29 protein-coding genes and 1 pseudogene are annotated in these 25,559 nt (G+C 56.8%); 13 read left to right on the top strand and 17 right to left on the bottom strand.

The window, feature by feature from the left end:
- Positions 1–522: 522 nt before the first annotated feature.
- From ABDK74_RS13670 to ABDK74_RS13660, 3 genes are all read right to left on the bottom strand, one after another.
- Positions 523–1,203 (bottom strand): ParA family protein, encoded by a 681-nt coding sequence (locus tag ABDK74_RS13670; RefSeq protein WP_194263242.1) that lies wholly within the window; start codon positions 1,201–1,203, stop codon positions 523–525.
- 141 nt (positions 1,204–1,344) lie between these two features.
- Entirely contained in the window at positions 1,345–2,262 is a 918-nt protein-coding gene (locus ABDK74_RS13665) for a replication protein RepA (protein WP_194263241.1), read from the bottom strand.
- Positions 2,263–2,679: 417 nt separating this feature from the next.
- Entirely contained in the window at positions 2,680–4,128 is a 1,449-nt protein-coding gene (locus ABDK74_RS13660) for a site-specific integrase (protein WP_346004297.1), read from the bottom strand.
- Positions 4,129–4,240: 112 nt separating this feature from the next.
- On the opposite strand from ABDK74_RS13660, the gene ABDK74_RS13655 reads away from it, so the two are divergent.
- Positions 4,241–4,687 carry a hypothetical protein gene (locus ABDK74_RS13655; RefSeq protein WP_211576390.1) on the top strand — a complete coding sequence of 149 codons (447 nt, stop codon included), beginning with the start codon at positions 4,241–4,243 and terminating at the stop codon, positions 4,685–4,687.
- A 67-nt stretch (positions 4,688–4,754) separates the two neighbouring features.
- On the opposite strand, the gene ABDK74_RS13650 is transcribed toward ABDK74_RS13655, so the two are convergent.
- Positions 4,755–5,495 (bottom strand): hypothetical protein, encoded by a 741-nt coding sequence (locus ABDK74_RS13650; RefSeq protein ID WP_346004355.1) that lies wholly within the window; start codon positions 5,493–5,495, stop codon positions 4,755–4,757.
- A 69-nt stretch (positions 5,496–5,564) separates the two neighbouring features.
- Positions 5,565–5,753, bottom strand: coding sequence for a hypothetical protein (locus ABDK74_RS13645; protein WP_062446539.1), 189 nt, complete (start codon positions 5,751–5,753; stop codon positions 5,565–5,567).
- 161 nt (positions 5,754–5,914) lie between these two features.
- Here ABDK74_RS13645 and ABDK74_RS13640 point away from each other — a divergent pair, with 161 nt between their 5' ends.
- From ABDK74_RS13640 to ABDK74_RS13630, 3 genes are read left to right on the top strand one after another with little or no spacing between them, the layout of a single operon-like run.
- A complete protein-coding gene (locus ABDK74_RS13640; RefSeq protein ID WP_024716583.1) occupies positions 5,915–6,169 on the top strand; it encodes a type II toxin-antitoxin system Phd/YefM family antitoxin in 255 nt (84 codons plus the stop codon).
- Complete coding sequence (locus ABDK74_RS13635) at positions 6,169–6,597, top strand: type II toxin-antitoxin system VapC family toxin (protein WP_064275563.1); 429 nt, start codon at positions 6,169–6,171, stop codon at positions 6,595–6,597. Before ABDK74_RS13640 ends, ABDK74_RS13635 begins: the two co-directional genes overlap by 1 nt.
- On the top strand, positions 6,590–6,835 hold the full coding sequence (locus ABDK74_RS13630) for a hypothetical protein (protein WP_062106882.1): 246 nt from the start codon (positions 6,590–6,592) through the stop codon (positions 6,833–6,835). Before ABDK74_RS13635 ends, ABDK74_RS13630 begins: the two co-directional genes overlap by 8 nt.
- 59 nt (positions 6,836–6,894) lie before the next feature.
- Here the strand turns inward: ABDK74_RS13630 and yghU are convergent, their stop codons facing one another.
- From yghU to ABDK74_RS13600, 6 genes are all read right to left on the bottom strand, one after another.
- A complete protein-coding gene (gene yghU, locus ABDK74_RS13625; protein WP_211555723.1) occupies positions 6,895–7,773 on the bottom strand; it encodes a glutathione-dependent disulfide-bond oxidoreductase in 879 nt (292 codons plus the stop codon).
- The gene (locus tag ABDK74_RS13620) at positions 7,770–8,489 is read right to left on the bottom strand and encodes a glutathione S-transferase family protein (RefSeq protein ID WP_211555725.1); all 720 of its coding nucleotides are present in this window, start codon (positions 8,487–8,489) and stop codon (positions 7,770–7,772) included. The genes yghU and ABDK74_RS13620 overlap by 4 nt, the downstream gene beginning before the upstream one ends.
- A gap of 107 nt (positions 8,490–8,596) precedes the next feature.
- A complete protein-coding gene (locus ABDK74_RS13615) occupies positions 8,597–9,274 on the bottom strand; it encodes a peroxiredoxin-like family protein (RefSeq protein WP_346004296.1) in 678 nt (225 codons plus the stop codon).
- 103 nt (positions 9,275–9,377) lie between these two features.
- The gene (locus ABDK74_RS13610) at positions 9,378–10,472 is read right to left on the bottom strand and encodes an alkene reductase (protein ID WP_346004294.1); all 1,095 of its coding nucleotides are present in this window, start codon (positions 10,470–10,472) and stop codon (positions 9,378–9,380) included.
- Between the two features lie 24 nt (positions 10,473–10,496).
- The gene (locus tag ABDK74_RS13605; RefSeq protein ID WP_346004293.1) at positions 10,497–11,132 is read right to left on the bottom strand and encodes a glutathione S-transferase N-terminal domain-containing protein; all 636 of its coding nucleotides are present in this window, start codon (positions 11,130–11,132) and stop codon (positions 10,497–10,499) included.
- Positions 11,125–11,286 carry a hypothetical protein gene (locus tag ABDK74_RS13600; RefSeq protein WP_154670671.1) on the bottom strand — a complete coding sequence of 54 codons (162 nt, stop codon included), beginning with the start codon at positions 11,284–11,286 and terminating at the stop codon, positions 11,125–11,127. The genes ABDK74_RS13605 and ABDK74_RS13600 overlap by 8 nt, the downstream gene beginning before the upstream one ends.
- Positions 11,287–11,400: 114 nt before the next feature.
- Here ABDK74_RS13600 and ABDK74_RS13595 point away from each other — a divergent pair, with 114 nt between their 5' ends.
- The gene (locus tag ABDK74_RS13595; protein ID WP_346004292.1) at positions 11,401–12,369 is read left to right on the top strand and encodes a LysR substrate-binding domain-containing protein; all 969 of its coding nucleotides are present in this window, start codon (positions 11,401–11,403) and stop codon (positions 12,367–12,369) included.
- Positions 12,370–12,480: 111 nt separating this feature from the next.
- Here ABDK74_RS13595 and ABDK74_RS13590 read toward each other — a convergent pair whose 3' ends face one another.
- A complete protein-coding gene (locus tag ABDK74_RS13590) occupies positions 12,481–13,857 on the bottom strand; it encodes a transposase (RefSeq protein ID WP_099287338.1) in 1,377 nt (458 codons plus the stop codon).
- Between the two features lie 445 nt (positions 13,858–14,302).
- Complete coding sequence (locus ABDK74_RS13585) at positions 14,303–14,683, bottom strand: nuclear transport factor 2 family protein (RefSeq protein WP_099287323.1); 381 nt, start codon at positions 14,681–14,683, stop codon at positions 14,303–14,305.
- Positions 14,684–14,842: 159 nt separating this feature from the next.
- Here ABDK74_RS13585 and ABDK74_RS13580 point away from each other — a divergent pair, with 159 nt between their 5' ends.
- The 3 genes from ABDK74_RS13580 (at position 14,843) to ABDK74_RS13570 (ending at position 17,022) form a co-directional block, all read left to right on the top strand.
- Entirely contained in the window at positions 14,843–15,961 is a 1,119-nt protein-coding gene (locus ABDK74_RS13580; RefSeq protein WP_099287324.1) for a DNA alkylation repair protein, read from the top strand.
- Between the two features lie 426 nt (positions 15,962–16,387).
- Complete coding sequence (locus ABDK74_RS13575; RefSeq protein ID WP_099287325.1) at positions 16,388–16,729, top strand: type II toxin-antitoxin system RelE/ParE family toxin; 342 nt, start codon at positions 16,388–16,390, stop codon at positions 16,727–16,729.
- Positions 16,726–17,022 carry a DNA-binding transcriptional regulator gene (locus tag ABDK74_RS13570; protein WP_099287326.1) on the top strand — a complete coding sequence of 99 codons (297 nt, stop codon included), beginning with the start codon at positions 16,726–16,728 and terminating at the stop codon, positions 17,020–17,022. The genes ABDK74_RS13575 and ABDK74_RS13570 overlap by 4 nt, the downstream gene beginning before the upstream one ends.
- 157 nt (positions 17,023–17,179) lie before the next feature.
- Here ABDK74_RS13570 and ABDK74_RS13565 read toward each other — a convergent pair whose 3' ends face one another.
- A complete protein-coding gene (locus tag ABDK74_RS13565) occupies positions 17,180–17,749 on the bottom strand; it encodes a cytochrome b (protein WP_061276397.1) in 570 nt (189 codons plus the stop codon).
- A 196-nt stretch (positions 17,750–17,945) separates the two neighbouring features.
- On the opposite strand from ABDK74_RS13565, the gene ABDK74_RS13560 reads away from it, so the two are divergent.
- From ABDK74_RS13560 to arsH, 5 genes are all read left to right on the top strand, one after another.
- Positions 17,946–18,641: a VIT family protein gene (locus ABDK74_RS13560; protein WP_035379753.1), complete on the top strand. Its 696-nt coding sequence runs from the start codon at positions 17,946–17,948 to the stop codon at positions 18,639–18,641.
- Positions 18,642–18,718: 77 nt separating this feature from the next.
- Positions 18,719–19,072, top strand: coding sequence for a helix-turn-helix transcriptional regulator (locus ABDK74_RS13555; RefSeq protein WP_003618728.1), 354 nt, complete (start codon positions 18,719–18,721; stop codon positions 19,070–19,072).
- Positions 19,069–19,491, top strand: coding sequence for an arsenate reductase (glutaredoxin) (gene arsC / locus ABDK74_RS13550; RefSeq protein WP_061487225.1), 423 nt, complete (start codon positions 19,069–19,071; stop codon positions 19,489–19,491). The genes ABDK74_RS13555 and arsC overlap by 4 nt, the downstream gene beginning before the upstream one ends.
- Positions 19,491–20,786, top strand: a complete 1,296-nt coding sequence (locus ABDK74_RS13545) for an arsenic transporter (RefSeq protein ID WP_346004291.1) — start codon at positions 19,491–19,493, stop codon at positions 20,784–20,786. Before arsC ends, ABDK74_RS13545 begins: the two co-directional genes overlap by 1 nt.
- 21 nt (positions 20,787–20,807) lie before the next feature.
- A complete protein-coding gene (gene arsH, locus ABDK74_RS13540; RefSeq protein WP_346004290.1) occupies positions 20,808–21,506 on the top strand; it encodes an arsenical resistance protein ArsH in 699 nt (232 codons plus the stop codon).
- A gap of 94 nt (positions 21,507–21,600) precedes the next feature.
- Here arsH and ABDK74_RS13535 read toward each other — a convergent pair whose 3' ends face one another.
- The 3 genes and pseudogenes from ABDK74_RS13535 to ABDK74_RS13525 form a co-directional block, all read right to left on the bottom strand.
- Entirely contained in the window at positions 21,601–22,926 is a 1,326-nt protein-coding gene (locus ABDK74_RS13535; RefSeq protein ID WP_062020861.1) for a HAMP domain-containing sensor histidine kinase, read from the bottom strand.
- Positions 22,923–23,591, bottom strand: a complete 669-nt coding sequence (locus tag ABDK74_RS13530) for a response regulator transcription factor (protein WP_062020857.1) — start codon at positions 23,589–23,591, stop codon at positions 22,923–22,925. The genes ABDK74_RS13535 and ABDK74_RS13530 overlap by 4 nt, the downstream gene beginning before the upstream one ends.
- A pseudogene (locus ABDK74_RS13525) lies at positions 23,588–25,507 on the bottom strand (efflux RND transporter permease subunit); the annotation flags it as partial. The gene ABDK74_RS13530 and the pseudogene ABDK74_RS13525, both read right to left, overlap by 4 nt.
- Between the last annotated feature and the right edge of the window lie 52 nt (positions 25,508–25,559).

Raw genomic sequence — 25,559 nt, 5'->3', positions numbered from 1 at the left:
GCAGGCACTGAAACGTGGGGCAGGGAGTGTTTCCCACCCTCCACGTTCAGAACGTCGGCAAAAAGGAATACGGTCGGTCTACCGTTTAATAGGGTAGGAAAAGGGAGCTTCCCTATTTGAACAAGAATCCCCCGTTACGGGCATTTTCATTTGATCATGGACGATTGTCACGCTCCAGTGCCGCTATAGCTAACTCAAACGTCTCCGCAACTTTCAAACCTAATTTGTCTGCGAGCTCATAAAACCGTTCTGCGTGTTCATTTGTAGTCTTCACACTCACTACGCGATGTCGTCCAGTTCGATACGCTCTTGGTTTCCTCGTGCCTTGATTAGATTGAGCCTTGCCTGCGGAGTTTTCGGGCTCGGATACACTTTCTCTACTGACAAATCGGGATCCTTCCGAGATCCGGTCAATCTCCTCAGGCGCGGGCCTTGTATCTTTGTTTTTCGGTGCGGGCTTGAATTTGGAAAGATCCATAGCTCCACCCTTTTGCGGATCCGAAAAGATGCTTGTGCGTGACTTCATCGATCTACGTCCTGTTCGCTGGATAGTAATTCTATCACTTCCCTAGCAAGGGCTTCGATATTCGCTGCGGCACTTGGAAGATTGCGCGCATTTTTGGGATCGAGAGTACGAATAGTACCTCCGAAAGAAAAAATCGCTCTGTATGCATCACGCTCATGAACTTGAACCGAGAACACGGGTACGCCGTTCTCCCGGAATTCCGCTTCAATAGCAGATAAAGTCCTCGGTCGTATTGCTGCGCTTGTGCAGGTAAATAAGATGGCACAGGGAATGTTGATTCTAAATGCCTCTTCCTGCTGCCTGACCTCTCTAACAGCAGAAACAGCTTCAACAGCGTCGAGGGCTGAACCTCTCGTAGGGATGATTACAAGATCCGCACGGCTCATTGCATAAGGTACCATTCTTGACGCGGTACCTTCGAGATCTACTATTACAAACGAACTCTCCTCTGCCTCGTGGTCAATCGTCTTTATGATAGTCCGCTCGGTGACGTCTTCAATCACCTTTAACGTCTCCGGTTTTCCAGGAAGTGATGCCCAACGAGCAACCGGCTTATTTGGATCAGCGTCAATTAGAGTTACGGAGGCACCGTTATGTGCGAACTCCGATGCCAAGAGAATAGCTGTCGTAGATTTCCCTGCCCCACCTTTCGGAGAAGCGAAGACGATAGTTGGCATTAAGGTTCTCCAAAATAGTATACTGCATGGAAACGGAAGACCTTCGGTATACCCCCCCATTCCGCTTGCAGACGAACATTACGCCTCCTCTTAGCTGCCTTGCCCGGGTAGGTCAACGGTATACCAATGGTAATCCCGTCTTTATGAGAGTGTTTTTGGCTTAACTGGGGGAGGGGAGGGAAACAAGGTTGCGCCTGTTCGGTCGACGTCAACTTTCGCAGCAGGATAAACTGCTAATGCCAGTCCCAAATTATCTAAAAAGCCTGTGCGGAAATGGTCCATACGGGCAACGCCTGGTCCAAATTGTAATTTTAAGGCCGCCCAAGTAACGGGTGTCGGTTTTTTTAAGACGTGTAAGCGATACGCTAGCCAGCAATAAATATCCAAAGCTTGGGAATGACCATTTAGATGCCTAATGGCGGCCTCTTCTATCGGAACCGGGTGGCGTTTTAATTGCTGAAAAAAATTCTCGGACAATTTTACTGCGTCAAGGAATGACGTTGGTTTCCCTGTCGCATCGTCGTACTCAGTGATCATTCCTGAGTCGATGATATTTTGATTTAGGAATCCTGTGCTATCGGCAGTTTTTATATGAAAGCTTAGACGACAACGCGCAATCCGTTCGGCTTGATCACGAACGTCTGCCACTGCCTTTCCTCCGATGGGAATGCCCATGCGGTTCAACCATGATCGGAGGCTTTTCCCTATCTCGATTTCCCGGCTATTTGTCTTGAGTGCCTCGGTCTGAAGATAAAGCATAATCAAACGGGCTTTACTTCCATAGGGAACTCCTACGTACTCAGGCTCGGCATCTTTTCCCGGTCTCCGTCCCGGTTCAACGAGCAGCGTTACGTGATCGCTCTTTACTTGCCATGCAGCGCTCGACTTAAGTCTTCTATGCGGCAATGCAGCTTGGGCCCAACCAGAATACAAGAAGCCAATGCCAAGTTCTTCGCTCGACATATACCCACTCGCGATGTCGATCACGCGTCGATCTATATCGAGCTGAAGCGCGCCTTGGCGCCCTATCTGCTCTATAATTCGATGAACTTCAGCCATGCCTATCTCTCCGACGTGGAGAGTATGACTAAAGCTAGTTAATCTGTCTCCGTGAACTTTACCGGGGAACGGAAATGCTTTGGCACGGCTGTGCACTTTAGAGGGAAGAAGCTTAGTAGAAGATATTAGTTTATATATTAGTTTGTCCCGTTAAAGTGCACAGGACAACACGGAAGAGTCCCGTTTTTAGCGTATCACTCTCCGGAAAAGTGCACACTTCCGACGCTAAAGTGCACACCTTGCCCGCAAAAGTGCACGGGATAGCCAAGATATCTTACCAGTTCCGAGCGATTCTCCTGCCCTCGCGGATGGCTCCGCTAAAGTGCACACTTGCGAGGCTTAAAAGAGGATCGAAAAGATCGGGGATTTCATCGCAAATCCCGGTAAAGTGCACATTCGGATTCATCCTCGGACCAATCAGAACCGATTGCGCCCTGGATGCTTGGTCATGGCGTCCTCGACCTCGATATATTTTTCCACCACGCCGAAGGTCTGGTGGCGCGAGAAACGCTTGAGCGAGACCAGATCCGTACCGTCACGAGCTCCTGTGGTGATCGCTCCGCGTCGCAGGCTGTGCCCGCTGAAATCACCTGTCACTCCCGCATCCAGGCAGCGCTTCTGAATGATGCGGGCCACAGACCGGTCAGACAGCGCCTCTGAACCCATGGCGGGCAGGGCAGGGGGCTGACCGGCCTCGGCAGCAGGCGGGAGCCACACGCGCCGGAAAACCGGTCCCTTGGCCTCGGCCAGTTTCGCCTTCCGAAGCCACGCTTCATAGGCCCGGACCGGACACAGGGCAGTAATCCCCCTCGGGATCGCCACCTCGACACCCTGACTGGTGCGATCGCCCTTTGAGCGGTCCAGCCGGATCCGCATTCCGTCATCATCGAGCGCCACGTTGTCCAGGCACAGCGCCGCCACTTCGGACCGTCGGAGGGCGCCGGCAAAGCCGAGCAGAAGAATGGCCTTGTCGCGGAGGCCCACCAGCTCATCCGTATCGATCTGCTCGATGACCTCGCTCAGCAGATCCCAGGTCAGCCCCTTGACCTGACGGGACGCACTTTCCGTTGACGTCCTGCGGATGCCCGCAACCGTTTCGGACACAAGAGCATGGGAGGTCGGGACGGGAACCTGGGCAACATGGTGCAGATAGCGCAGTGCAGCACGGTGCAGATCCACCGTCGCGGGTCGCTTCTTCTGCAGCGCAAGATCAGCCAGATAGGCGGCGACATCCTCGCTGCGGGCGGGCAGGGCAGGGAGCCCATGTCCTGCCGCCCATGCGCACCAGGAGCGCACGGCCGATCGATAGGTGCGACGTGTGTTTACTGCCTTCGCCGCCCGGGAATAGGTCTTTGAGGCGCGCTCCGCCGTCACCAGCGTCCCGTCATAGTCGGGCAGGGCCTCGTCGGTCAGGGCATCGAACCACTGCAGGACCGCGCCAGACTGCTGACCCAGAGGAGAGGCCAGCGGCGCCAGCGTGGCCGCCTGCGATCCCGCCTTGCGCCGTCTGGCGGCCTTCGGCCTGAGCCAGGCGACGAACACCGGTTCGGGTTCGAGATCCAGAGCGATCGCCAGTTCGTGCCCGGAGGGCAGGGCGGTCAGATGGGCGCTGGCGATGGCCAATGCCTCCTCGGCCGTCTCGACATCGGTGGACAGGACCGTGTCTTCGGCAAATTCGTTATCGCGGTATTCGATGCCCCGAATGACCAGAGAGAGACGGGGGGAGAAGCGACCGGTCGAGAGCAGGGCCACCGCTTCTGTCAGATCGCCGGCAGGAAGCTGCTGCCGGGTCTTCTGGTCCAGCCGGTCCAGGACGGCCTCACGGGCAGCCTTTGCCGAGCCTGCGATGTGAAGATGGCTGAGCATGTACGCCTCCGCGAAACCAGAACCTGGCTTCTGATAGCACGAAGCCGGGGTAGGGCAGAGAGGAGAACAAACACTGTCCAACGCAGGCCGGAAATGTGTTAACGAAGACTGAATGCCGATCCGACCGGAACTGAAAGCGCTTTACCCTCCCAACTGGCCCGAGCTGAGCCGACAGGTGCGGTTCGAGCGGGCAGGGGGTCTCTGTCAGCGCTGCGGCCGGCCGCATGGACATCACCTTCAGGTGCTGCCGGGTGGCCGGTGGAAGCATCCGGAGACGGGGCACTGGTTCAATGGCCGGGGCAGGCGGATCTCGCCTCCGGACCTGATCGAGCATCTGCAAATGCGACAGACGAAGGTGGTTCTGGCAGCGGCCCATTTGAATCATGATCCCACCAGCAACCGGCTGCGCAATCTGCGCGCGCTGTGTCAGCGCTGCCATCTGCTGCACGACCGGATGTATCATCTGGCTCAACGACGCCTGACCTTGCGACGGCGCCTGGCGCTCGGGGATCTGTTCGAAGGTCTGTATCGGGCCGGGGTCCCGCCTCTGGGCCTGTAACGGGTCAGATCAGGCAGCCGTCTGGAATGCGACGGGCCTTCAGCCGGCGGGGGAAGGGGGCTGTTTCCTATCGCTCACCGATCAGATGTTCAATGTGCGTAACGTGCCCGGCCCTGATGCCAACGCGCGTCTGCGCCTGCCGCACGAATTTCCGGTTCAGCTCGCGGGCCAGCGTTTCGCCGTCCCTGATCGGCACAACACTGTAGGTTCTGATTGCCCAGGAAATGTCGCACTGCCAGTCGGTATGGCGGCTGCGCGTATGCCATTGCTTCATGGCCTGGTCTCCGCACCGCGCCGCTTCGGTGTGGCTCCAGCCATTCACCTCTGCCATCCAGGCCAAAGCAGCATCCTGCCTGCCCTCGGTCATGGTCTTTCCCCAGTGACGCACGCCATGACAGTCAGGGCAGAGGGAAATCACCCCTTTGAGGGTCTGGATCCGCCGCTCGTCGTCATACGCCCACCCTTCGTCAGCCTCGACCGGCCATTGGGGACCCCGTCCTCCGCACACCCGGCAACGGGATCCGGATCGCGCATAGGCATCCTTCCGGATCCGGTTCCAGTCTTCGGGCGCCAGGAAGGCGCGAAGATTAAAGCCCCACAGAGCCTGGGGCACCATCCACGGACGGATGTAGGGGGCCTTGCGGTCCGGCCGATACCGGTAAGGCACGAAAGGCAATAGAGCGTCGAGCTTGTCCCGGTGCGCCATCCAGCACTTCTGCTCCCCGTTGAACGTGGCACCGCCCCGGGCTGCTTCCTTACGGCGCTCAAACGGGACGCAAAGAGGAATGAGTGTCGTCAAGGCAATCACCACAAAAGGGACGGCCGAGCGTGGCCGCCGTGGAAAGAGGGAATGTCGAGGCGCTCGGGATATATCCCGTCAATGCTGATGGGACGACCCCGGATCACCCTCCCGCTTCGGGGCCACGCTCGCGTTTCCCTCAGTCGCGTCAGCAGAACTGTCCTTCGGCCGCGGGCTTTCCGAAGAGGCCGTGCGGCTGCGCGCCTCCGCCACGAGGCGTTTGACGCGCTCGACTGCCATTGCACCACCATGCTCCATCGTGTTCATCGGCTTTCTCCGTTCAGAATGTCAGCTCCAGGTCGGGCACCTGCCCTGTGAAGGACACTAGCTGGCCCGTTTGTGAGTGCAGACCGGAAGAGCCCGATTTCCATAGCGCTGCCTGCGTCATTGTAGTAATGTCGCTACATAAGAAACAGGAGGCTCCCGAGATGACTGTCACCACATTTTCCAGTCGTGAGTTCAACCAGGACACGTCCCGGGCGAAAAAGGCTGCCGTTGAGGGGCCTGTCTTCATCACCGACCGCGGCAAGCCGGCGCATGTTCTGCTGAGCATCGACGACTATCGCCGGCTGACCCACAGACCGCGAAAGATCGCGGATGCACTCGCCCTGCCTGGTGCCGAAGATATCGACTTCGATCCGACGCCCATGACCCTCGGCCTGCGTCCCGCGGACTTTGGCTGATGTTCCTGCTGGACACGAACGTTGTTTCCGAACTGCGAAAGGTGCGGGCGGGCAGGGCCGACCCTAATGTCGCCAGATGGGCAGAGCAGGTGGAGGCCGAGACCCTTTTCCTGTCTGCCGTCACCGTCATGGAGCTGGATGTCGGTGTCATGCGGATCGAGCGCAGGGATCCCGCCCAGGGAAGCGTTCTGCGGAACTGGCTGGAGAACTACGTGCTACCCGAGTTTTCGAAGCGGGTACTTCCCATCGATCTGGCGGTCGCCCGCCGCTGCGCTCACCTGCATGTTCCGGATCCGGGCCCGGAGCGCGACACCCTTATCGCCGCGACCGGCCTGGTACATGGCATGACGGTTGTGACACGGAATACGAATGATTTCCGGTATTCGGGGGTGCCACTCCTCAATCCATGGAAAGCACAGCATGACTGATCACCGGCAAGACTGCAGCATGGCCGATTGTGAAGCCCTGTTCGTCGAGGGACTGAGGCAGTTCGTGGATGCCTGCGCGTATATCAACGCCGCCCTCCCGAACGAAGCGGAAGACGCCCCTTGGACAGTAACGATGCATCGTCTTGCAGCGAGCGCTGCTGAGGCAGCGGAGAACCTTGAAAATCCCTCCGCAAGTGAGATTGCCCTATGGGCAGATGAAGCAATGAAAGTCCGCTAAGGGGGGAAACCGGAATGTCCGGTTCTAGAAATGTGTGAAAGAATCCGGACGTCGATAATCTATGTTTTACTACCAAGACGATCCTGCCTTTTTGTCTCAAAATCGGATGCGTCGTGACGTTCATGAAGCTGGCTTGAGAAGTCTCCGGATGTTCGGTTGACCATACGGCCACGCTGAACGGCAGGCCGTTCCAGAAGTCGATCTGCCCATGCCCTGAGATGGGGATAGTCCTGAACGCTCAGGAATGTGGCAGCATCATTATAGAGCCACCCCTCTACCAGGCCACCGTACCACGGGAAAATGGCCATATCGGCAATTGTATAGTCTTCGCCAGCTATGAAAGGGCTTTCCGCTAGACGCCGATCAAGCACATCCAGTTGCCGTTTGGCTTCCATGGCAAATCGATTGATCGCATATTCGATTTTCTCTGGCGCATAAGCATAGAAGTGCCCTAATCCGCCACCGATATAGGGCGCACTGCCCACCTGCCAGAAAAGCCAGTTCAGGCATGCTGTCCGATGGGCAATATCCTTGGGAATGAAAGCACCGAATTTTTCGGCCAGATACAGCAGGATTGACCCGGACTCAAAAATGGCCAGAGGCTGATCGCCGCTATGATCGACAAGGGCCGGAATCTTTGAATTCGGATTGATCTCCGTAAAGCCCGAGCCGAACTGATCCCCTTCGCCAATGCGAATAAGCCATGCGTCATATTCGGCTTGTGTATGACCCGCAGCAAGCAGCTCCTCAAGGAGGATCGTGACTTTCACACCATTGGGAGTGCCCAGAGAATAGAGCTGGAGCGGGTGACGGCCAACGGGAAGGATCTGCTTGTGGGTGGCGCCGGCAGTCGGGCGGTTCGTACTGGCGAATTTTCCGCCGCTTGGTGCAGTCCATGTCCAGACTTTGGGGGGTGTATAATCGGAGGGTTCACTCATGAAACTGTTCCTTTTGACACTGGAAAGACACTGGTCGGGTACATGGCCTGACGCACATCTTCGTCTATCACGGTCTTGAATGCGTGCCCGTTCATGATGGCATGAGCACGATCGACTGCCGGACGAGCATTCATCCTGTCCATGAAACGGCTTAGATTGGGCCAGCGTTCAAGCGGCCGCTCATCACCTTTCATGATCCGTGCTGCCCGTTCCAGCCAGCCCCATGCCGACATGTCCACAATCGTATAATGATCGCCGACAATGAAAGATCGCCCTTCCAGGTGATCGTTCAGGACCTGATAATGCCGTTCCGCTTCACGACGATATCGATGGACCGCATAGTCCAGACCTTCCGGTGCCGCATGCTGGAAATGCACAGCCTGTCCTGAGAACGGACCAAGACCCGTTGCAACAAACATCAGCCACGACAGAAGCTGGGGACGATCCTCCGCCGTTCCAAGGAACTGTCCCGTTTTCTCAGCCAGATAGAGAAGGATGGCCGTTGAATCGAACAGGATTGCGGGACTGCCTTGTGGACCATCCGTGTCTACGAGAGCAGGTACTTTGCCATTGGGATTGATGGCCCGAAATGCGGGATCATGCTGGGCACCGCGATAGATATCGACCGGGACGGCTTCGAAAGTCATGCCTGTTTCAGTCAGGAACAGTGCAATCTTTGCCGGGTTCGGACCGGGGCCATAGTAGAAGTGAATCATGGGCTACTCCCTTGGGGTCAGTGCAGGAAAAGCTTTTGCCTGATGGCGACCGGGCTGGCCCTACCAAGAGCTGATAGGGCCATATCCGGACGCCAAAAGGCTCATAATCAGTTTGCCGAAGCCTGTGTTGCTTTTCGAAGTGCTGGCAGCATGTCTTGCGGCTCCGGACGGCGTGTGTAGTCCGGATTGACTTCGGCATAGAGGATCACGCCATCCTGCCCGATGACGAAACGGCCGGGCATCGGCAGGGTCCAGCTCTCATCACCATTGAAAGACGGAAGATCGTTTTTCAGGCTGGTGTAGAGATCCACGAGATAGTCCGGCAGTGCAAACCGCAGACCGAATGCCGCTGCAACGTCATTATGGACATCCGACAGGATGGGAAAATCGAGATGGTTCTGACGGACTGACTTGCGGCTGTTCACGGCCGTCTGCGGTGAGATGGCAATCAGACTTGCGCCGAGTTCGCGGAAAGACGGAAGTGCAGCCTCAAGAGCCTGAAGCTCCATATTGCAGTAGGGGCACCACACACCGCGATAAAAGCTGATGACCAATGGGCCTTTTGACAACAGATCTGCGGAGGATACCGGATTGCCTTCCGGATCATTCAAGGCGAAAGGCGGAGCTTTGTCGCCAGCTTTAAGCGCTTTTTCTGCTGCACCTGAAGCGATCAATTCAGCGGTTGCACGATGCATGACTTCAATCACGGACGCGGGAACATTGTAAGGCGGCTTGCCCGCTTCGAAGTCAGCTTTGAAAGCATCGAGTTTTGCTTGAAGAGACATGGGTATTTCCTTTGAAATGAAGCGACACCTGACGATAGGGCCGCTGGTTTTTTCAGGGATGATGGCACGAAGGACTATTGGTCATTCCCCGCCGGAATGGCCGTCAGTCTGAAGTCGGGGCCTTGGGATAATCGGTGTATCCTTGTATCCCGCCGCCGTAGAAAGTTGTGCGATCGTATGGAGTGAGCGGCAGGTTGTGGCGCAGACGATCCGGCAGGTCGGGGTTACTGATGAAAGACCGGCCAAACGCCACCGCGTCGGCATCACCTGCCTGAAGAATTGCTTCTGCGCTCTCACCAGTGAAGCCGCCTGCAGCAATGATGGTGCCATGGAAATGCTGGCGCAGTTGCTTTGCCGCTACCGGCTTTGATTCCGAGATCAGTTCCGTTCCCTTGATGCGGGGTTCGACGACATGCAGATAGGCAATGCCCAGAGCGCCAAGTTTTGCAGCGACATACCCGAAGGTCTCCTGCGGAGTACTATCTGACATGGAGCCATAAGTGCCACTCGGGCTAAGCCGGACGCCGACGCGATTTGCTCCCCACACATCAATGGCAGCCTGCGTGATCTCCAGCAGGAACCGCGCGCGGTTTTCGATCGGGCCGCCATACTCATCCGTGCGGTGATTGGTCCCGTCCTGCAGAAACTGGTCCGGGAGGTAACCATTCGCACCATGGATTTCCACCCCATCGAAACCGGCGGCTTTAGCGCGGGCTGCACCTTGACGGTACTGGTCGATCACAGCCGGAATTTCATTAAGCTCCAGCGCATGGGGCATCGAAAACGGTCGGGGCCCATTGGGCGTATAGGCGTCACCCTCGGCCTGAATGGCTGACGGCGCGACCGGGGCTTTACCGTTTGGCTGAAGGTCTGGGTGAGACTGCCGTCCAACATGCCAGAGTTGCATGACGATTTTCCCACCGCCTGCATGCACGGCGTCTGTGACAGCGCGCCATCCTTCGATCTGCGCATCCTCGTAAATGCCAGGGGCGCCAGCATAACCGTAGCCTTCCCGGGCCACCGGGGTTGCTTCGGAAATGATGAGGCCGCCTTGCGACGTTCTCTGAGTGTAATACTCGCGGATCAGCGTGCCTGCTTTGTCGCCGGGTTCTGACCGCAAACGTGTCAGCGGGGCCATGACGATACGATGATCGAGCGACAGCGGCCCTGCCTTGAACGGGGTAAACAGTTTGGACATGATTTTTCCTTGGAAGGATCTGTCTCAGTCCTTGGGGACCAGAGCTTCGATACGGGCAATGCCGCGTTGCACGGCAGGTCGGCTTTCGATATCCGCATACCAGCGGGCCACATGAGGCGTGTTCTCAAACGTGATATTGGGAAAACCGCGACGCCACAGCCAGCCGAAATGGGCGATATCGGCGATGGAAAACTCGTCTCCAGCCACGTACCGGTTTTTCTCCAGAAGCGTATCGAGGACATGGAGCGTGCGGTTTGCCTCGGTGGAGAAACGCTCTAGAGCAATCGGTTCGGGCGTTGCCGCAAACCGCTGAAAAAAGCCGGATTGTCCGAAGGCCGGGCTGAGGCCAGAGGCATGGAAGAACAACTGCTCGAAAACAAGCGCACGAGCTTCACCATGAGCGGGAAGAAGTCGGCCTGTTTTCTCCGCCAGGAAAACGAGAATGGCGGCTGACTCTGTTAGAGAAAATGCCTGTCCCGTCTCATCCGTTTCCAAGAGAACTGGCACCTTGCCATTAGGGTTCAGGGCTAGAAATTCCGGGGTCTTCTGCTCCCCTTTGCGGACGTTCACGCCATGAAGCGTGTAGGGAAGATCAAGCTCTTCCAGTGCAATTGTCACCTTGACGCTGTTGGGTGTTGCGAAAGCGTAGACGTCAAACATCGGCGGTTTCTCCCTGTCTTGTAGAAGACAGGCCGGACATGACATGCCCCAGAAGGGTAGAGGCAGCGTGCAGCAGGCTGCCTGTCAGCTGAAAAGCCAGAAGACTGTCTGCAACGACCAGTCCAGACGTAGCGCGTATGAATGAACCGGACATCTCTGGGCTCCTTTGAAACCCGGCCTGTCCGGGTTGATGCACCAGAGATGCCTCTTCCATGCTCGACAGGGCAGAGCTCTTGAGGCGATAAGGATCATTCCCTGGAGGAATATCATGGACCGGTATCAGGCAATGGCCACGTTCATACGCGTGGTAGACACGGGATCGTTCTCGAGCGCCGCACGACAACTCGGAGTGGGGCAGCCCGCAGTTTCGAAGACCATCGCGCAGCTTGAGGCGCGCCTTCAGGTCAGTCTGCTCATCCGTTCCACACACGGCCTGACACCGACCGAGGCCGGACAGAACTTTTACGAACGGGCAAGGAACGCCATTCAGGAGGCCGATGAAGCGGAGCTTGCTGCCAAAGGTGCGGGCGCAGGCCTTTCAGGGCGATTGCGGGTGTCGGCGGCAACGACGTTTGCAAGACTGCACATCATTCCTGAACTACCGCGGTTTCTAGCGGAACATCCGCAACTGACCGTCGAGATTATTCTTGATGACCGGATGATCGATCTCGTGGCGGAAGGCGTCGATATTTCCTTGCGGATGGGGACACTCGCGGATTCCACGGCAATCGCCCGCAAGATCGCCACAGGACGACGCTCGGCCCTCGCTACGCCTGCCTACCTCAAACGGGCAGCTGCCCTCCGCTCTCCCGCGGATCTGGCGAACCATGAGGCGATCATTTACAGCCAGTTACCAAGCGCCTGGTCCTTCCTGCGAGAAGGGGCCACGGTGTCGGTCTCTGTCAGCGGACGACTTAAGATCAGCGCTGCGGAAGGGCTCAGGGCCGCCGTTCTGGCAGATATGGGACTGACAATCGCGTCCGACTGGATGTTTGCACCAGAACTCGACACTGGCACCGTCGTTCGCGTTCTTGAAGCGTGGTCCCTGCCGACAATCGATCTCTGGGCCGTCTTTCCCGCAGGACGGATGATGACTGCCAAAGCCCGTCAGTTCGCCGATTTCGTGGAAGGCATTATGCAGGCATCCAAGCCGCCACCGCGGGAGACCTCCGTGTCTTACGTTAAGAAAAAATCGGTAATGTCCGGTATCGGGAAAGCGGGGCGCCTTGTCCTATGACCAACATGAGGCGTAAGCAGCAGGTCCGCTTACGCCTTGATTGTGTTGAAAAAGCCTTGCTGTGATTGCGGATGAAAGCACCGTGGGGTTAGCCTGATTGGCCTCTTCACCTCACTCTGCCGCCATCGCTACCCGCGGTGGGACGAGCTTGGCCATCTTGCGGAGGTTTTGGGCGGTTGCGGCGAGGAGAAACTCATCATGAGCGCCCTTTGGACCGCGCAATCGCAGGCGGTCCAGTTTTAGAATTCTCTTGAGATGGGCGAACAGCATCTCGACCTTCTTTCGCTGTCGACGCGCCGTGACATAGGCGTCCGTCAACGCGAGGTCGCGGGCCATATCCCGGGCGCCTTCATGGATCGAGCGCATGATTTTGCGGGCTGGCGTATTCGGCGTGCAGCGCTGTCGAAATGCGCAGCCGTCGCAATCGTGCTTGCTGGCACGGTAGCGAATGAACCCGTCCTGATCGACCTGTGAGCGAGACACCGCAGAGTTGCGTTGCGATGAACGCAATTCTTTGTTGGCCGGGCAAATATATCGATCGTGCTCGTGGTCAAACCTGAAATCAGACCGGGCAAACGTCCCGTCGCTGCGGGCAGATTTGTCGAACACCGGGATATGAGGTTCGATACCGCGTTCGTCGACCAGCCACGCCAGGTTCGGCGCATCGCCATAGGCGGTGTCGGCGGCCAGTCGCGCCGGCCAGACACCGAACCGCTCCTGCACGCGATCGACCATGTGGCGTTGGGCGGTGACTTCGGCCTGACGCACAGCAGTTGTGGCTTCCACATCCATGATTACGGCGTGATCCAGATCGATCAGGTAGTTCGTGCTGTAGGCAAAGAACGCTCGTTCCGGCGTGGCGGCCGTGAAGCGGGCGGCCGGATCCGTCGGCGCCAGCTTCTTCGGCACGACGGGTGTTGAGCCGCCGAAGGCTGCGTCGTCCAGCGTTTCAAGATATTCCTGCACCGCGCGGCCAGCGGCATCGGGCGGTAGTCCCTCGTCTCCGGGGACGGCCCGCTGCCGATTGACATCGGCCCGGATCAGGCTGGCGTCGACACCAAAGCTCTCGCCGCCTACCAGGTTCTCGGCAATGCAACGGCGAACGGTCGTCTCGAAAACCTGCCGAAGCAGGTCGCTCTCCCGAAAACGGCCATGCCGGTTCTTGGAAAACGTCGAGTGATCCGGCACTGCGCCGTCCAAACCAAGACGGCAGAACCACCGATAGGCGAGGTTCAGGTGAACCTCCTCGCACAGGCGACGCTCGGAACGGATTCCCATACAGTAGCCGATGATCAGCATACGGATTAGCAGTTCAGGATCGATAGAGGGGCGACCTGTATCGCTGTAGAACGGCTTCAAGTGATTACGAACCGCAGTCAGATCTGCGAAACGATCAATCAGCCGCATCATGTGGCGTTCAGGAACATGTTGCTCAAGCCTGAACTCGTAGAACAGCGCCTCCTGCATCACGATCCGCTCGCCCATCATCCGCATCGCCCTCCAGCCTGTGACGATACTGAATCAGCAGGAAACAATTACCGCAAGACGGAGTTTTTCAACACAATCGCCTTCATGTCGGACGTAAAGGATCTATCTTTATATTCTTGAAAGCGGATGTTCCCGGGTGATCACAATTCAAGATTGGATAAGGGCCCAACCACTTGAACGATGAGTAAAAATCTTCTGGAAAATCGTTGTTGGCATAAGTGAATGAAGCCTTACCGGAATCGCGAAGTAACTCCATAACATATTCGCACCGAATTATCAGGATCAGGATTTATAGCCAGAACATGATGGCTGTCGTGCAGAAATAATCGAGAAGAAGCGGCGCCCGGCATCTGTCATATCTGCGGGCTTTCCGGCCTGACATTCTGGTTCCCTCCCCTTTTTTACCACAATGGATATAAATATGACGGGTGCCTTGTGAAGTTGCTCACTTATCGAATTGCAGAAAAGCTTTGGAGAATACCGACCATCTTCCGCCTGTTTTGATCAGATTAAGATATTCACAACAGTCAGAGCCAATGGCATCATTTTCGGTAATAATGCGCACGACCGCCGTGACAGGAGTAATGTCGAGTATATCGATATGAGATGTGATTTCCGGGGAAGCTCCGTGGGCCCTGATAAATTCGGCCGCCAGATTGCCAGTGCCCCCCACAAGCTCACCGTCGACGATACCATGCGTCACGACATCTTTATGAAATATGCCGGACATGCTGTCGGCATTGCCAGTGCGCAAGGCCTCGACATATCTTTCAAGGAGCCCTCGAACATCTTTATATTCACTTACCGGTATATTTTTCTTGTTCATGATCAGCCCTTTTTTGTCCCAATGCCTAACGATAAACGTGAAATTTTAGATCTGTTGCGAAAAGGTATCAAGATACGCCTTGCATGTTGTCCCTCTCTCTGCATTCGATCTCGGTGACACGCACCTTATCCGAAATGACCCGGTAAGAGATTTCCAGCTATGAAAGACATATTCAGCCTGGCGCTCATATGTGAGATTGCCGCCGAATTTCGTGCCGTGGATATCTCTTTTGATGCCGACGCCTTCATCGCGCGTTCAATGGAGGGCCTGAACAAACTGGAACTCACCGGTCGTGCTGCACATATCGCGGACGCCATGCGTGTATATCTGCCTGTGCGGTTTGCTGAAGCCGCCGCTGTCATTGACGCATCTCTTGGTCCAGAATTGCCGCCGACCGGTAAAATTGGTGGTGCGGCGCTTCGTTACATGCCGCATGTCCTTTTTGTTCGAAAATATGGCCTTGACGACTATGAGGCAGCCATGCGGGTTCAGGCTGAACTCACCAAGAGGTTTACTGCTGAATTCAGTATCCGAGCCTTTCTGGTGAAGTATCCGGAACGAGCCTACGAGCAGATGCTGGTATGGGCTGATGACGACAACGCGCATCTGCGTCGATTGGCTTCGGAGGGGATGCGCCCGCGCCTGCCATGGGCGCCTCGTTTGCGCGCGTTTCAGCACAATCCGCGCCCTGTAATTGAATTGCTTGAACGTCTCAGAGACGACCCTGTGCCCTATGTGCGACGTTCGGTCGCGAACAATCTGAACGATATCGCTAAAGATCATCCTGAATTGGTTATCGAGACCTGCCGCCGTTGGGCGCAAGAAGCGCCTGAGGGACGTACCTGGATTGTCCGCCATGCTCTTCGCTCGCTCGTCGCCACTGGCAATCAGGATGCAATACGCATATTGGGAGGTGCAGCAAATCCTTCGATACGTTTATCAGGCGTCGCGATCGCCCCGCAGCGTGTCACACTGGGTGGAAACACGCGCGTTTCTTTTGAAGTCGTGAGCACTGCACAACAGAGCCAGCGCTTGCTAATCGGCTATACCGTGCATTTTGTGAAAGCCAACGGAAGTTCACGCGCAAAGTTTTTCAGGCTTCGCACCCTTACGATACACTCCGGAGAAAAGATCGCGCTCAGTGCTACGGTGTCTTTGGCGACTATGACCACACGTCGTCATTTTCCAGGCAACCACCGTATTGACGCCATCATCAATGGCGAAGCCCATCCCCTCGGGAACTTCGAAGTAATAACTTCAATGTCCGTCCCTGCGTGATGCAATTTACCGGGAAGAAGATTCGTTTGAATGACCGGTATATGAGGGTACATCGGTAAACCGGACGTTCTGCTTACCCCCCAAGTCAGCCGCGAGCCTCAGAATGGTTACAGACCTGCGTAAGTTGAAACGGCAATCGCGAAGAGGGCCAGAGACGATCAGGCTGTCTTTCTGGAAGCAGACGTTGTCCTTGCATGAGCATCATTGGAACACGCCTCGAAAAGACCTTTGTGGGTCTTTTTTGTGCTTCACCCCTATGTCCGATAAAGTAAAAAAATGGACATAGATTTTATGGCGGAAAACTGCGGATTTTTGGTATTCCTTGAGGTTTCTGAACGGCTGTTTGTCTAAATGCCCATCACGCCCTTCATGTCTCCGAACTATACGCCGTTGACGTATGAGCCAATGACGTATAGATTTTTGTGAATGTCAAAGCTGCAGACCGTTGTCGAACTGCCTGAATTCATAAAGCGGGCAAAAGCCCTGATGTCAGACGACGACCGGACGGCTCTGATCGACATGCTCGCTGCGATGCCAGATTCTGGCATTTCTTTAGGTGGCGGTCTGCGAAAGGTCCGCTTTTCCCGCGAGGGTGGTGGGAAGAGGGGAGGGTACAGAACTCTCTACGTTTTTGGCGGAAGACAGATGCCTCTGTTCCTGCTGACCGTTTTTGCCAAAAACGAGAAAGACAATCTGACGCGATCTGAACAGGCCGCCCTGGTAGACTTGAGCAAGACGCTTGTTGCGAAATACGGAGAACCATCATGAGCGCTTATGACAGCATTCTGCAGGGGCTGAATGAGGCTCTCGCCTATGCGGAAGCTCCGGTCGAGGACAGCGTGACCCACCAGGTCCGCGTTCCGTCGGTTGACGTAGCGGCCATCAGAACCCGGACCGGACTCTCTCAGGCACAGTTTGCCAGAAGTATCGGGGTCGCCAAGGGGACCCTTCTGAACTGGGAGCATGGCCGTCGTCAGCCAACCGGACCAGCCCAGGTTTTGCTGGCGATGTTGGAGAAGCGGCCGTCGTTGGTGAGTGATCTGCTTTCCGCGGCTCGCTGAGAAAACATAAGTCCCGATACGCTTATTAAAATGGCCGCTATGGGGGGGACAGCGGAACATCTGTTGTACAACGGAAGCCGAAAAAAGCTGACGTTGTTGGCAATCCAGCATCACGATGCTGCCCAATCATGAAAATCAGATAGGTTCCCGATCGCAATCACTGACTGAGTGAGGAACCCCGCGGCAGCATGCGTCCAAGCACTTTGTCTTTCAGGACAAACTGATGAAAAAGCGCCGCCGCGCCATGGCCTGTCGCAAGACCCATAATCAACCAGGCGTTCCAGTAATGTAGCGTCTGAAACCACGTCACGGTTTCCGCCGGGAACCGCGCGAACGGGGATGGAATCAGGAGGCCGAAAAAACTCATCGTCTGCCCGGCACCCCATCGCCAGAGATAGCCCAGCAAGATTTCCGCCAGAAGCAGCACATAGAGCGTGTACTCTGCTCCAAGGGCGAATACCCGGTCCACAGGCACGAGAAGGTCCGACAGATGCCGGCCTTTCGTCAGACGCCAGACAATGCGGAACACCATAATTGCGGTCAGCAGGATGCCGGCTGTCAGATGCGCGACCACCATCAGATGATGGACGGGTTTTGTTGGCCAGTTCCAGGTTTCGCCAAGAGCAAACTGAAGCAGCACCAGAAAGGCCGTCATCCAGTGAAGGATGATCGTCGGCCTGTCGTAACGCAGCAGGCTATCTGTGATGTCCGGCGTTGAATAAGGCATATACGTCTCGGCAAAAAAGAACCCTGAATCCACTTCCGTATCATGCTTACCTGACAGGATTCTGAACAGAACAGATTTTCCTAAAACATAAATAATATTGAAAATAACTCGCAATATCAGAATGAAATATCTGTTGTCGCGGCAAATGATGCATCTTAACCTTTATTTGTATTCACCAGAAGCAGCAGGTCATCTTATGTCGCGTCTCCATCCTTTGGCCGAACGTCATGCCGTCGAGAAACTGGGATGGCTGCGTGCGGCTGTTCTCGGCGCCAATGACGGAACGCTGTCGACCGGCAGCCTCATCGTCGGCGTTGCCAGTTCTCATGCGACACGCGGCAGCATTCTCGTCGCGGGACTGTCCGCGCTTGTCGCGGGCGCCCTGTCCATGGCGGCGGGCGAGTATGTCTCGGTCAGTTCCCAGGCCGATTCCGAACACGCCGACATCGCCCGCGAGAAACAGGAACTGGTCACGGACTGGGAGGGCGAAGTCACCGAACTGGCCGGGATTTATCAGAAGAGAGGGCTGGATAAAGACCTCTCGCGCAAGGTCGCCGTTGCCCTCATGAAGCATGATGCGCTCGGTGCCCATGCAAGGGATGAACTGGGTCTGTCCGAAGCCACGGCGGCACGCCCCATACAGGCGGCATTCGCCTCGGCAACCGCCTTTTCATCCGGAGCACTACTGCCTGTGCTGGCGGCGGTTCTGACGCCCGTGGCGTGGGTGTCCTGGGGCGTGTCCCTGACGTCCGTCGTGGTTCTCGCTGTTCTGGGGGTCGTTGGCGCGATTGCCGGCGGCGCAGCGCCTCTGCGCCCAGCACTGCGTGTGACGTTCTGGGGTATTGTGGCAATGATCGTCACGGGCGGGATCGGCCGCCTGTTCGGCGTGTGAAGCCGCGTTCCAAGCTCTGAACGAGGCATGTCCTGGGTAGTCTTGACTTCATCCCATATATCCGTGATCGTCGATTTATGGATACAGAATCCGCACTCTCGGCCCTCAACGCGCTGTCCCAGTCCACGCGGCTGGAGATCTTCCGCCTGCTGGTGCGCCACGAACCGGACGGGCTGCCCGCCGGGGACGTCGCGCGGCACCTCGATGTCCCGCAGAACACCATATCGGCCCATCTCGCCACCCTGACGCGCGCTGGCCTGCTGACCTCGCAGCGCCATAGCCGGCTGATCGTCTATCGTGCGTGTCTTCCGCGCCTGCGCGACCTGATGCTTTTCCTCGTCAGGGACTGCTGTGCGGGCAGCCCCGAACTCTGCGCGCCCCTGATCGCGAACCTGTCTTCCTGCAGCCCGAGCCCGGCCTCCTGCCCATGACCGTCACCATCTACCACAATCCGGCCTGCGGCACGTCGCGCAACGTGCTGGCACTGATCCGCAATAGCGGCGAGGAGCCCAGGATCATCGAATATCTGAAAACGCCACCCAGCCGCGCGGAACTGGTCGATCTGATCGCCCGTATGGGGGTTCCGGTGCGCGCGATCCTGCGGGAAAAGGGCACGCCCTTTCACGAACTCGGCCTCGACAACCCGGCCCTGAGCGATGATACGCTGATCGACGCCATGATCGCACACCCGATCCTGATCAACCGGCCCATCGCCGCAACGCCACTCGGTGTTGCGCTCTGCCGTCCGTCCGAAACGGTGCTGGATATTCTTCCCTCCCCACAGCGCGGCGCATTCGCCAGGGAGGACGGCGAGAAGATCGTGGATGAGGCCGGAAAGCGGATCGTCTGATGCTGGCCCTCGCCATTTTCATTGCAACGCTGGTCTTCGTCATCTGGCAGCCACGGGGTCTCGGCATCGGCTGGAGTGCGATGGCCGGTGCCGCCGTGGCACTGGCGACCGATGTCATCCACTGGCACGATATTCCTGTCGTCTGGCACATCGTCTGGGACGCCACCTTCACCTTTGTCGCGCTGATCATCATCTCGCTGCTTCTGGATGGGGCCGGGTTCTTCCATTGGGCGGCCCTGCATGTGGTGCGCTGGGGCAAAGGGCGAGGCCGGACGCTGTTTCCCCTCATCGTGCTACTGGGGGCGGCCATCGCGGCCGTGTTCGCCAATGACGGTGCGGCCCTGCTGCTCACGCCCATCGTCATTGCCATCCTCACACAACTCCGTCTGAACCATGGCGCGGCGCTGGCCTTCATCATCGCGACCGGCTTTGTCGCGGATACCACCAGCCTGCCGCTGGTGATTTCCAATCTGGTGAACATCGTCAGCGCCAATTTTTTCGACATTCCCTTTGACCGCTACGCCGCGATCATGGTCCCCGTCGATCTGGCTGCCCTTGGCGCGACACTTGCCGTCCTGTGGCTCTATTACCAGCGGCAGGTGCCTGCGACCTATCCCGTCGCCGAACTGCCCGCACCTGCCACGGCCATTCGTGACCCTCATGTATTCCGGGCGGCATTTCCACTGCTGGCCCTGGTTCTGGCGGCCTATTTCCTGACGGCGCCGTTTCATATCCCGGTCTGTGTCGTGGCCTGCCTGGCCGCCGGAATCCTGTTGCTCGTCGCCGGATATGGTCGGGTCATCCCTGTTCGCAAGGTGCTGCGGGGCGCCCCGTGGCAGATCGTGATCTTCTCCCTGGGCATGTATCTGGTGGTCTACGGGCTGCGCAATGCTGGGCTGACTGACTACCTTGCGACCGCACTGGTCTGGCTCGGTCATCAAGGGACGTTCACGGCCACCATCGGCACCGGCTTTCTAGCGGCTGTTCTGTCGTCCATCATGAACAATATGCCGAGTGTGCTGGTCGGGGCGCTGGCGATCCAACAGGCTCACGACATCACGCCACTGACACGCGACCTGATGATCTATGCCAACGTCATCGGCTGCGACCTCGGGCCGAAATTCACGCCGATTGGTAGTCTCGCAACACTGCTGTGGCTGCATGTGCTGGCATCCAAGAACCATCGGGTCACATGGGGGCAGTATATGAAGGTCGGACTGGCGATTACGCCGCCCGTCCTGCTGGCAACACTCGCGGCGCTGGCCCTATGGCTGCCCCGGATCAGTCACCCGTAATACACGACAGGACCGATATATATGACCGAACCTGAGCTGCCAGCCTTGCATCCGGAGTATCTCGAACGGGTCGATCTCGCGCGGCTGGAACCGCAACCGCGTGTGGACCATCCGCCGCGTATCCTGCTGCTCTACGGCTCTTTGCGTCCCCGATCCTTCAGTCGGTTGCTGGTGCTTGAGGCGGAACGCATCCTGAAGGTGCTGGGGGCCGAGACACGGGTGTTCGACCCGACCGGCCTGCCGATAGCGGATTCCGTGCCTGCCACGCATCCGAAAGTGCAGGAACTGCGGGAACTGTCGATCTGGTCGGAAGGCCAGGTCTGGTGCAGCCCCGAACGGCACGGCAACATAACCGCTGTGTTCAAAAACCAGATCGACTGGTTGCCATTGTCCGAAGGCTCGATCCGTCCGACGCAGGGCCGCACGCTGGCGGTCATGCAGGTCTCAGGCGGATCGCAAAGCTTCAATTCCGTCAATGCCCTGCGGGTTCTGGGCCGATGGATGCGGATGTTCACCATCCCCAACCAGTCCAGCGTGCCAATGGCCTATACCCAGTTCGGTGACGACGACCGGATGAAACCGTCTCCCCTCTATGACCGCATGGTGGATGTCATGGAGGAACTGATGAAGTTCACATGGCTATTGCGGGACCGGGCCGACTACCTTGTCGATCGCTACAGCGAGCGCAGATCAGAACACTGCCTGCCTGAAAAGCTGTGAGCCGGGAAATGGCGGAACAGTTCGATGTGTTTAGTCCCAGGATTTGATGGATAGAGCGTCAGAGTTCCTGGTCCGTTCAGACGTAATCTTTGATCTAACTGACCTGCAATCGAACTGTCACCAGGACGCCTCTGTCCGTTCCAGGTATAGGCGAACTCACCACCATGTCTGCATGCAGCTGCTGAGCTATCTGTCGCGCAATCGCCATGCCGAGGCCGCTGCCTTCGGCATCGGTCTCTCCTCTGACGAAAGGCTTTTCCATATCCCGCAAAACTTCAGATGGCAGCGTTTCGCAATCATTGCAGATCAGGACTTTATGATCTTGCGTGATGATCACACTGACGGCTTGCACAGATGAACCATGAAGAACGGCGTTTTCGAGAAGATTGCGAAACAGGATACCTGTTGCATCCATATCGCCCCGGATCATGAGATGAGATGCTCCAGAAAATTCAATCGTCTGGTTTTTTTCCCGCTCAAGTTCTTCTGCCAGAAATCGAATGACAGGCACCAGATCGAACATGCTCCCGGTGAGTGCGATCCCTGATGTCGCTCGTGAAAGCTGAAGCAGCTTTTCCATCATCCGGCCAATTCTGCGGGCCTGCTGCATGATGATCGTTGCACGCTCTTCATAGTCCGACCCTACAAGAAAATTCCTGAGAACCTGAACCTGTGCAAGAAGCGCTCCTACTGGATTACGCAACTCATGGGCCGCGTTGGCCGCAAAAGCGCGCTCTGTCGAAAGCGCCATTTTCAGACGTTCAAGCAGGAGATTGACGGCCGAGTGAATGGACACCAGTTCTTCGGGGAGATCCAATGGGGGAACGGGTGCCAGATTCGATCCTCCCCGGCTCCTGATTTCCTGCTGAAGGCTGGTCAGAGGACGCATGGCGCGACGGACACGCCAGCGGACCAAAATCCAGATCGCCGGGAAAAATATTACCATTGGCAGAACTGAAATCAGAATAGCCCGCCTGACAGCTTCATTTCTGTGAAAAGTCGGCTCACCCACCAGAATGTAATGGCGACCAGACGCTGATGGTACGACATACACTCTGAATAATGAGATGTTGTAAAATCCTGACTTCAGACGTGGTACGAATAGCGTCTCCGGCGCATTCTGTGACCTGACCTCAAGGCGACCGTCCGGTGTGGTGATCTGGTAGGCCAACGTTCGCCGGTTCACCCCGGGGAGTTGCGCGATCTGACCACCTGGGGTGGCAGAAGCCCTGTCGGTTCTGTCCAGTTCACTGATGACAAACTCCAGACGCTCGGCCACTTCCTGTAACGAGTTGTCAAGACGCTCCGTAACTTCATAGCGGGTAAAGGCCGCAACAAGAATACTGAGAAGCACCAGGGCACCAAGCACGATGATCAGTGTTCCGGACACGATACGGGACGCCAGACTCCAGCGCTTCATCGGGACGTGTTCTCCGCGAGACAATAGCCTCTCCCCCTGACCGTCATGATCAGACCCGGTCCGGTTTTCTTCCTTATCCTGCTGACGAAAACTTCAATGGCGTTGCTTTCCACATCGTCACTGAGACCATAAAGGGCGTCTTCAATCTGCTCACGACTGCAGACTGCTCCAGGCCGGCGCGCAAGAAGTTCGACAATAGCCCATTCACGCGCAGACAGATCGACTGTCTGTCCATCGCGTTCAAGCTGACGGCGCGCGAGGTCGATCCTGATAGTACCAATCATGACCACATTGTCTGGCAGGGCCGCATAACGTCTGGCAACAGCGTCAATACGGGCGACGAGTTCGTCGAGATCATAAGGTTTGACAATATAATCATCCGCGCCTTCTGACAGCCCCGCGATCCTGTCACTGACCTGATCCTGAGCTGTCGTGATCAGGATGGCCAGAGATGAACAGTCCCGCCGGATTTCCCGCAGCAGGGCCCGACCATTACCGTCTGGAAGACCAAGATCCAGAAGCAGGAAATCATAAGAAGAGGCGATCAGGGCTGCACGGGCATCGGTCAGGGTCTTGAACCAGTCGACGACGTGTCCGGCCTGGCGCACACGGTCTCTTACTGCCGAGCCCAGTGCAGGTTCGTCTTCGATAATCAGGATTTTCATGCAATGCGATTTTTCATGATACGCGCGTAGAGAGAGGGCAGCACAAGCAGGGTAAGGAGTGTCGAGGAGATCAGACCACCAATAACGACCGTAGCCAGAGGGCGTTCAACTTCGGCGCCGGCACTGGTTGAGACTGCCATGGGAATGAAACCAAGACTGGCGACCAGAGCTGTCGCCATGACCGGCCGGAAACGTTCTTCCGCGGCTTCATATGCGGCACGAGCAGCATTCAGGCCCGCCACGCGCAGCGAATTAATGGCGGTGATGAGTACCACGCCATTCAGAACCGCCACACCAAACAGCGCAATAAACCCGATCCCCGCGGAGACGCTGAATGGCAGGCCACGCAGAGCGAGGGCCAGGATGCCACCTGTCGTGGCAACTGGCAGATTGACGAAAACAAGTCCGGCCAGCCAGACGGAATTCAGCGCAATGACAAGCAGGGCAAAAATCAATACCAATGCGATCGGCACGACAACTCCCAGACGTGCCATGGCTGATTTCAGGTTCTGGAACTGACCCGCCCACACGATGCGATAACCGGGAGGCATGGTGATTTTTCTGCTGACTGCCTTCTGTGCTTCGGTAACAAAGGAGCTGAGGTCTCGTCCACGAACATTGGCCTGTACGATCAGACGACGGCGGATATTATCCCGGCTGATACGGGGAGGACCGTCCTGTACCGTGACCTCCGCGATTTCTGAAAGCAGGACCGCTCCTCGGCCATCGGCACGGCGTACCCTTAGGCGGGCAATCTGGTCACGTGTGCCTGCCTGGGCTGGATCGAAACGGACCTGCGTGCTGATCAGGGCGTTACCAACTGTTACGGGCCGTCCAATATGACCACCGACCGCTTCGACCACGTTCAGAAGTTCCTGCTGGGAAATACCCAGCCGTGCCGCCTTTCGACGATTAATGTCGATATGGATGAAAGAAACGGTACCATCTCCCTGTGGAGCCACGTCGGCCGCACCGGGAATGGTTTTCATGATGCTTGCTACCCTGTCCCCCAGACGCGCCAGCGTAGCGAGATCATCCCCATAGATCGAAACGGCAATCTGGGTCCTGACACCGGACAGGAGGTCATCCATCCGCATCTGCACTGGCTGGCTCCATGACTGCTCCATTCCAGGCAGTTCAGTGCCCAGCACCTGACTCATTGCCGTAACGAGTCCCTCCTGTGTATGCGCTGTGGTCCACTGTGATGGTGGCTTCAGAAAAATGAAACTGTCTGTCTCGTTAACACCCATCGGATCAGTCGGAATGGCTGATGTTCCTGTATTGCTGACAACGCTGGTAACCTCGGGAAAGCGACGCAGAATACGCTCCTGAAGGCTAACCTCCTTCAGGGCCTCGGGCAGCGAAATGCTGGGCAGTCGTGTCGTAGTTACCGTCAGGGCCCCCTCATCGAGAGACGGAATGAATTCGCCACCCAGATGCAGACCGGTCCAGACAGAAAAAGCAAAAATCGCGAAAGTTGTGCCAAACAAGGTCCGTGGTCGGTTTTCACACCAGTTTAGCATGGGACCATAACCACGACGAAGAAAAGCAACCAGACGGGTATCGTCATGATGGTTGGCAGACCTCATCGCCAAAGCCCCAATCACCGGTATCCCGACAATACAGTAAAACAGAGAGGCCAGCAGGGCCATGATGACCGTCTGCGCCATGGGGCGAAACATTTTTCCCTCGATATCCTGCAATGTCAGGATCGGCAGGTAGACCATCACAATAACAAGAATGCCGAAACTTACGGGACGGAGGACTTCGGTTGCCGCTGAGACTGCGAGGGAAGCCAGCGGCGTAGTCTGTCCACTGGCCCGGTCACGCGCACGATGGGTCATGAGATTTTCAACCACGACGAGCGAACTGTCGACGATCATGCCGAAGTCGATGGCGCCGAGGCTGAGCAGATGGAGGGTTCGAAAAACCCTCTGGTTTTGAGACTCTCTGTGTGATTCCATCACT

The sequence above is a fragment of the Gluconobacter sp. OJB genome (genome assembly GCF_039638275.1).
In the GTDB taxonomy this organism is placed as follows: Bacteria; Pseudomonadota; Alphaproteobacteria; order Acetobacterales; family Acetobacteraceae; genus Gluconobacter; species Gluconobacter cerevisiae.
This window is presented reverse-complemented; position numbering and strand designations above follow the sequence as displayed.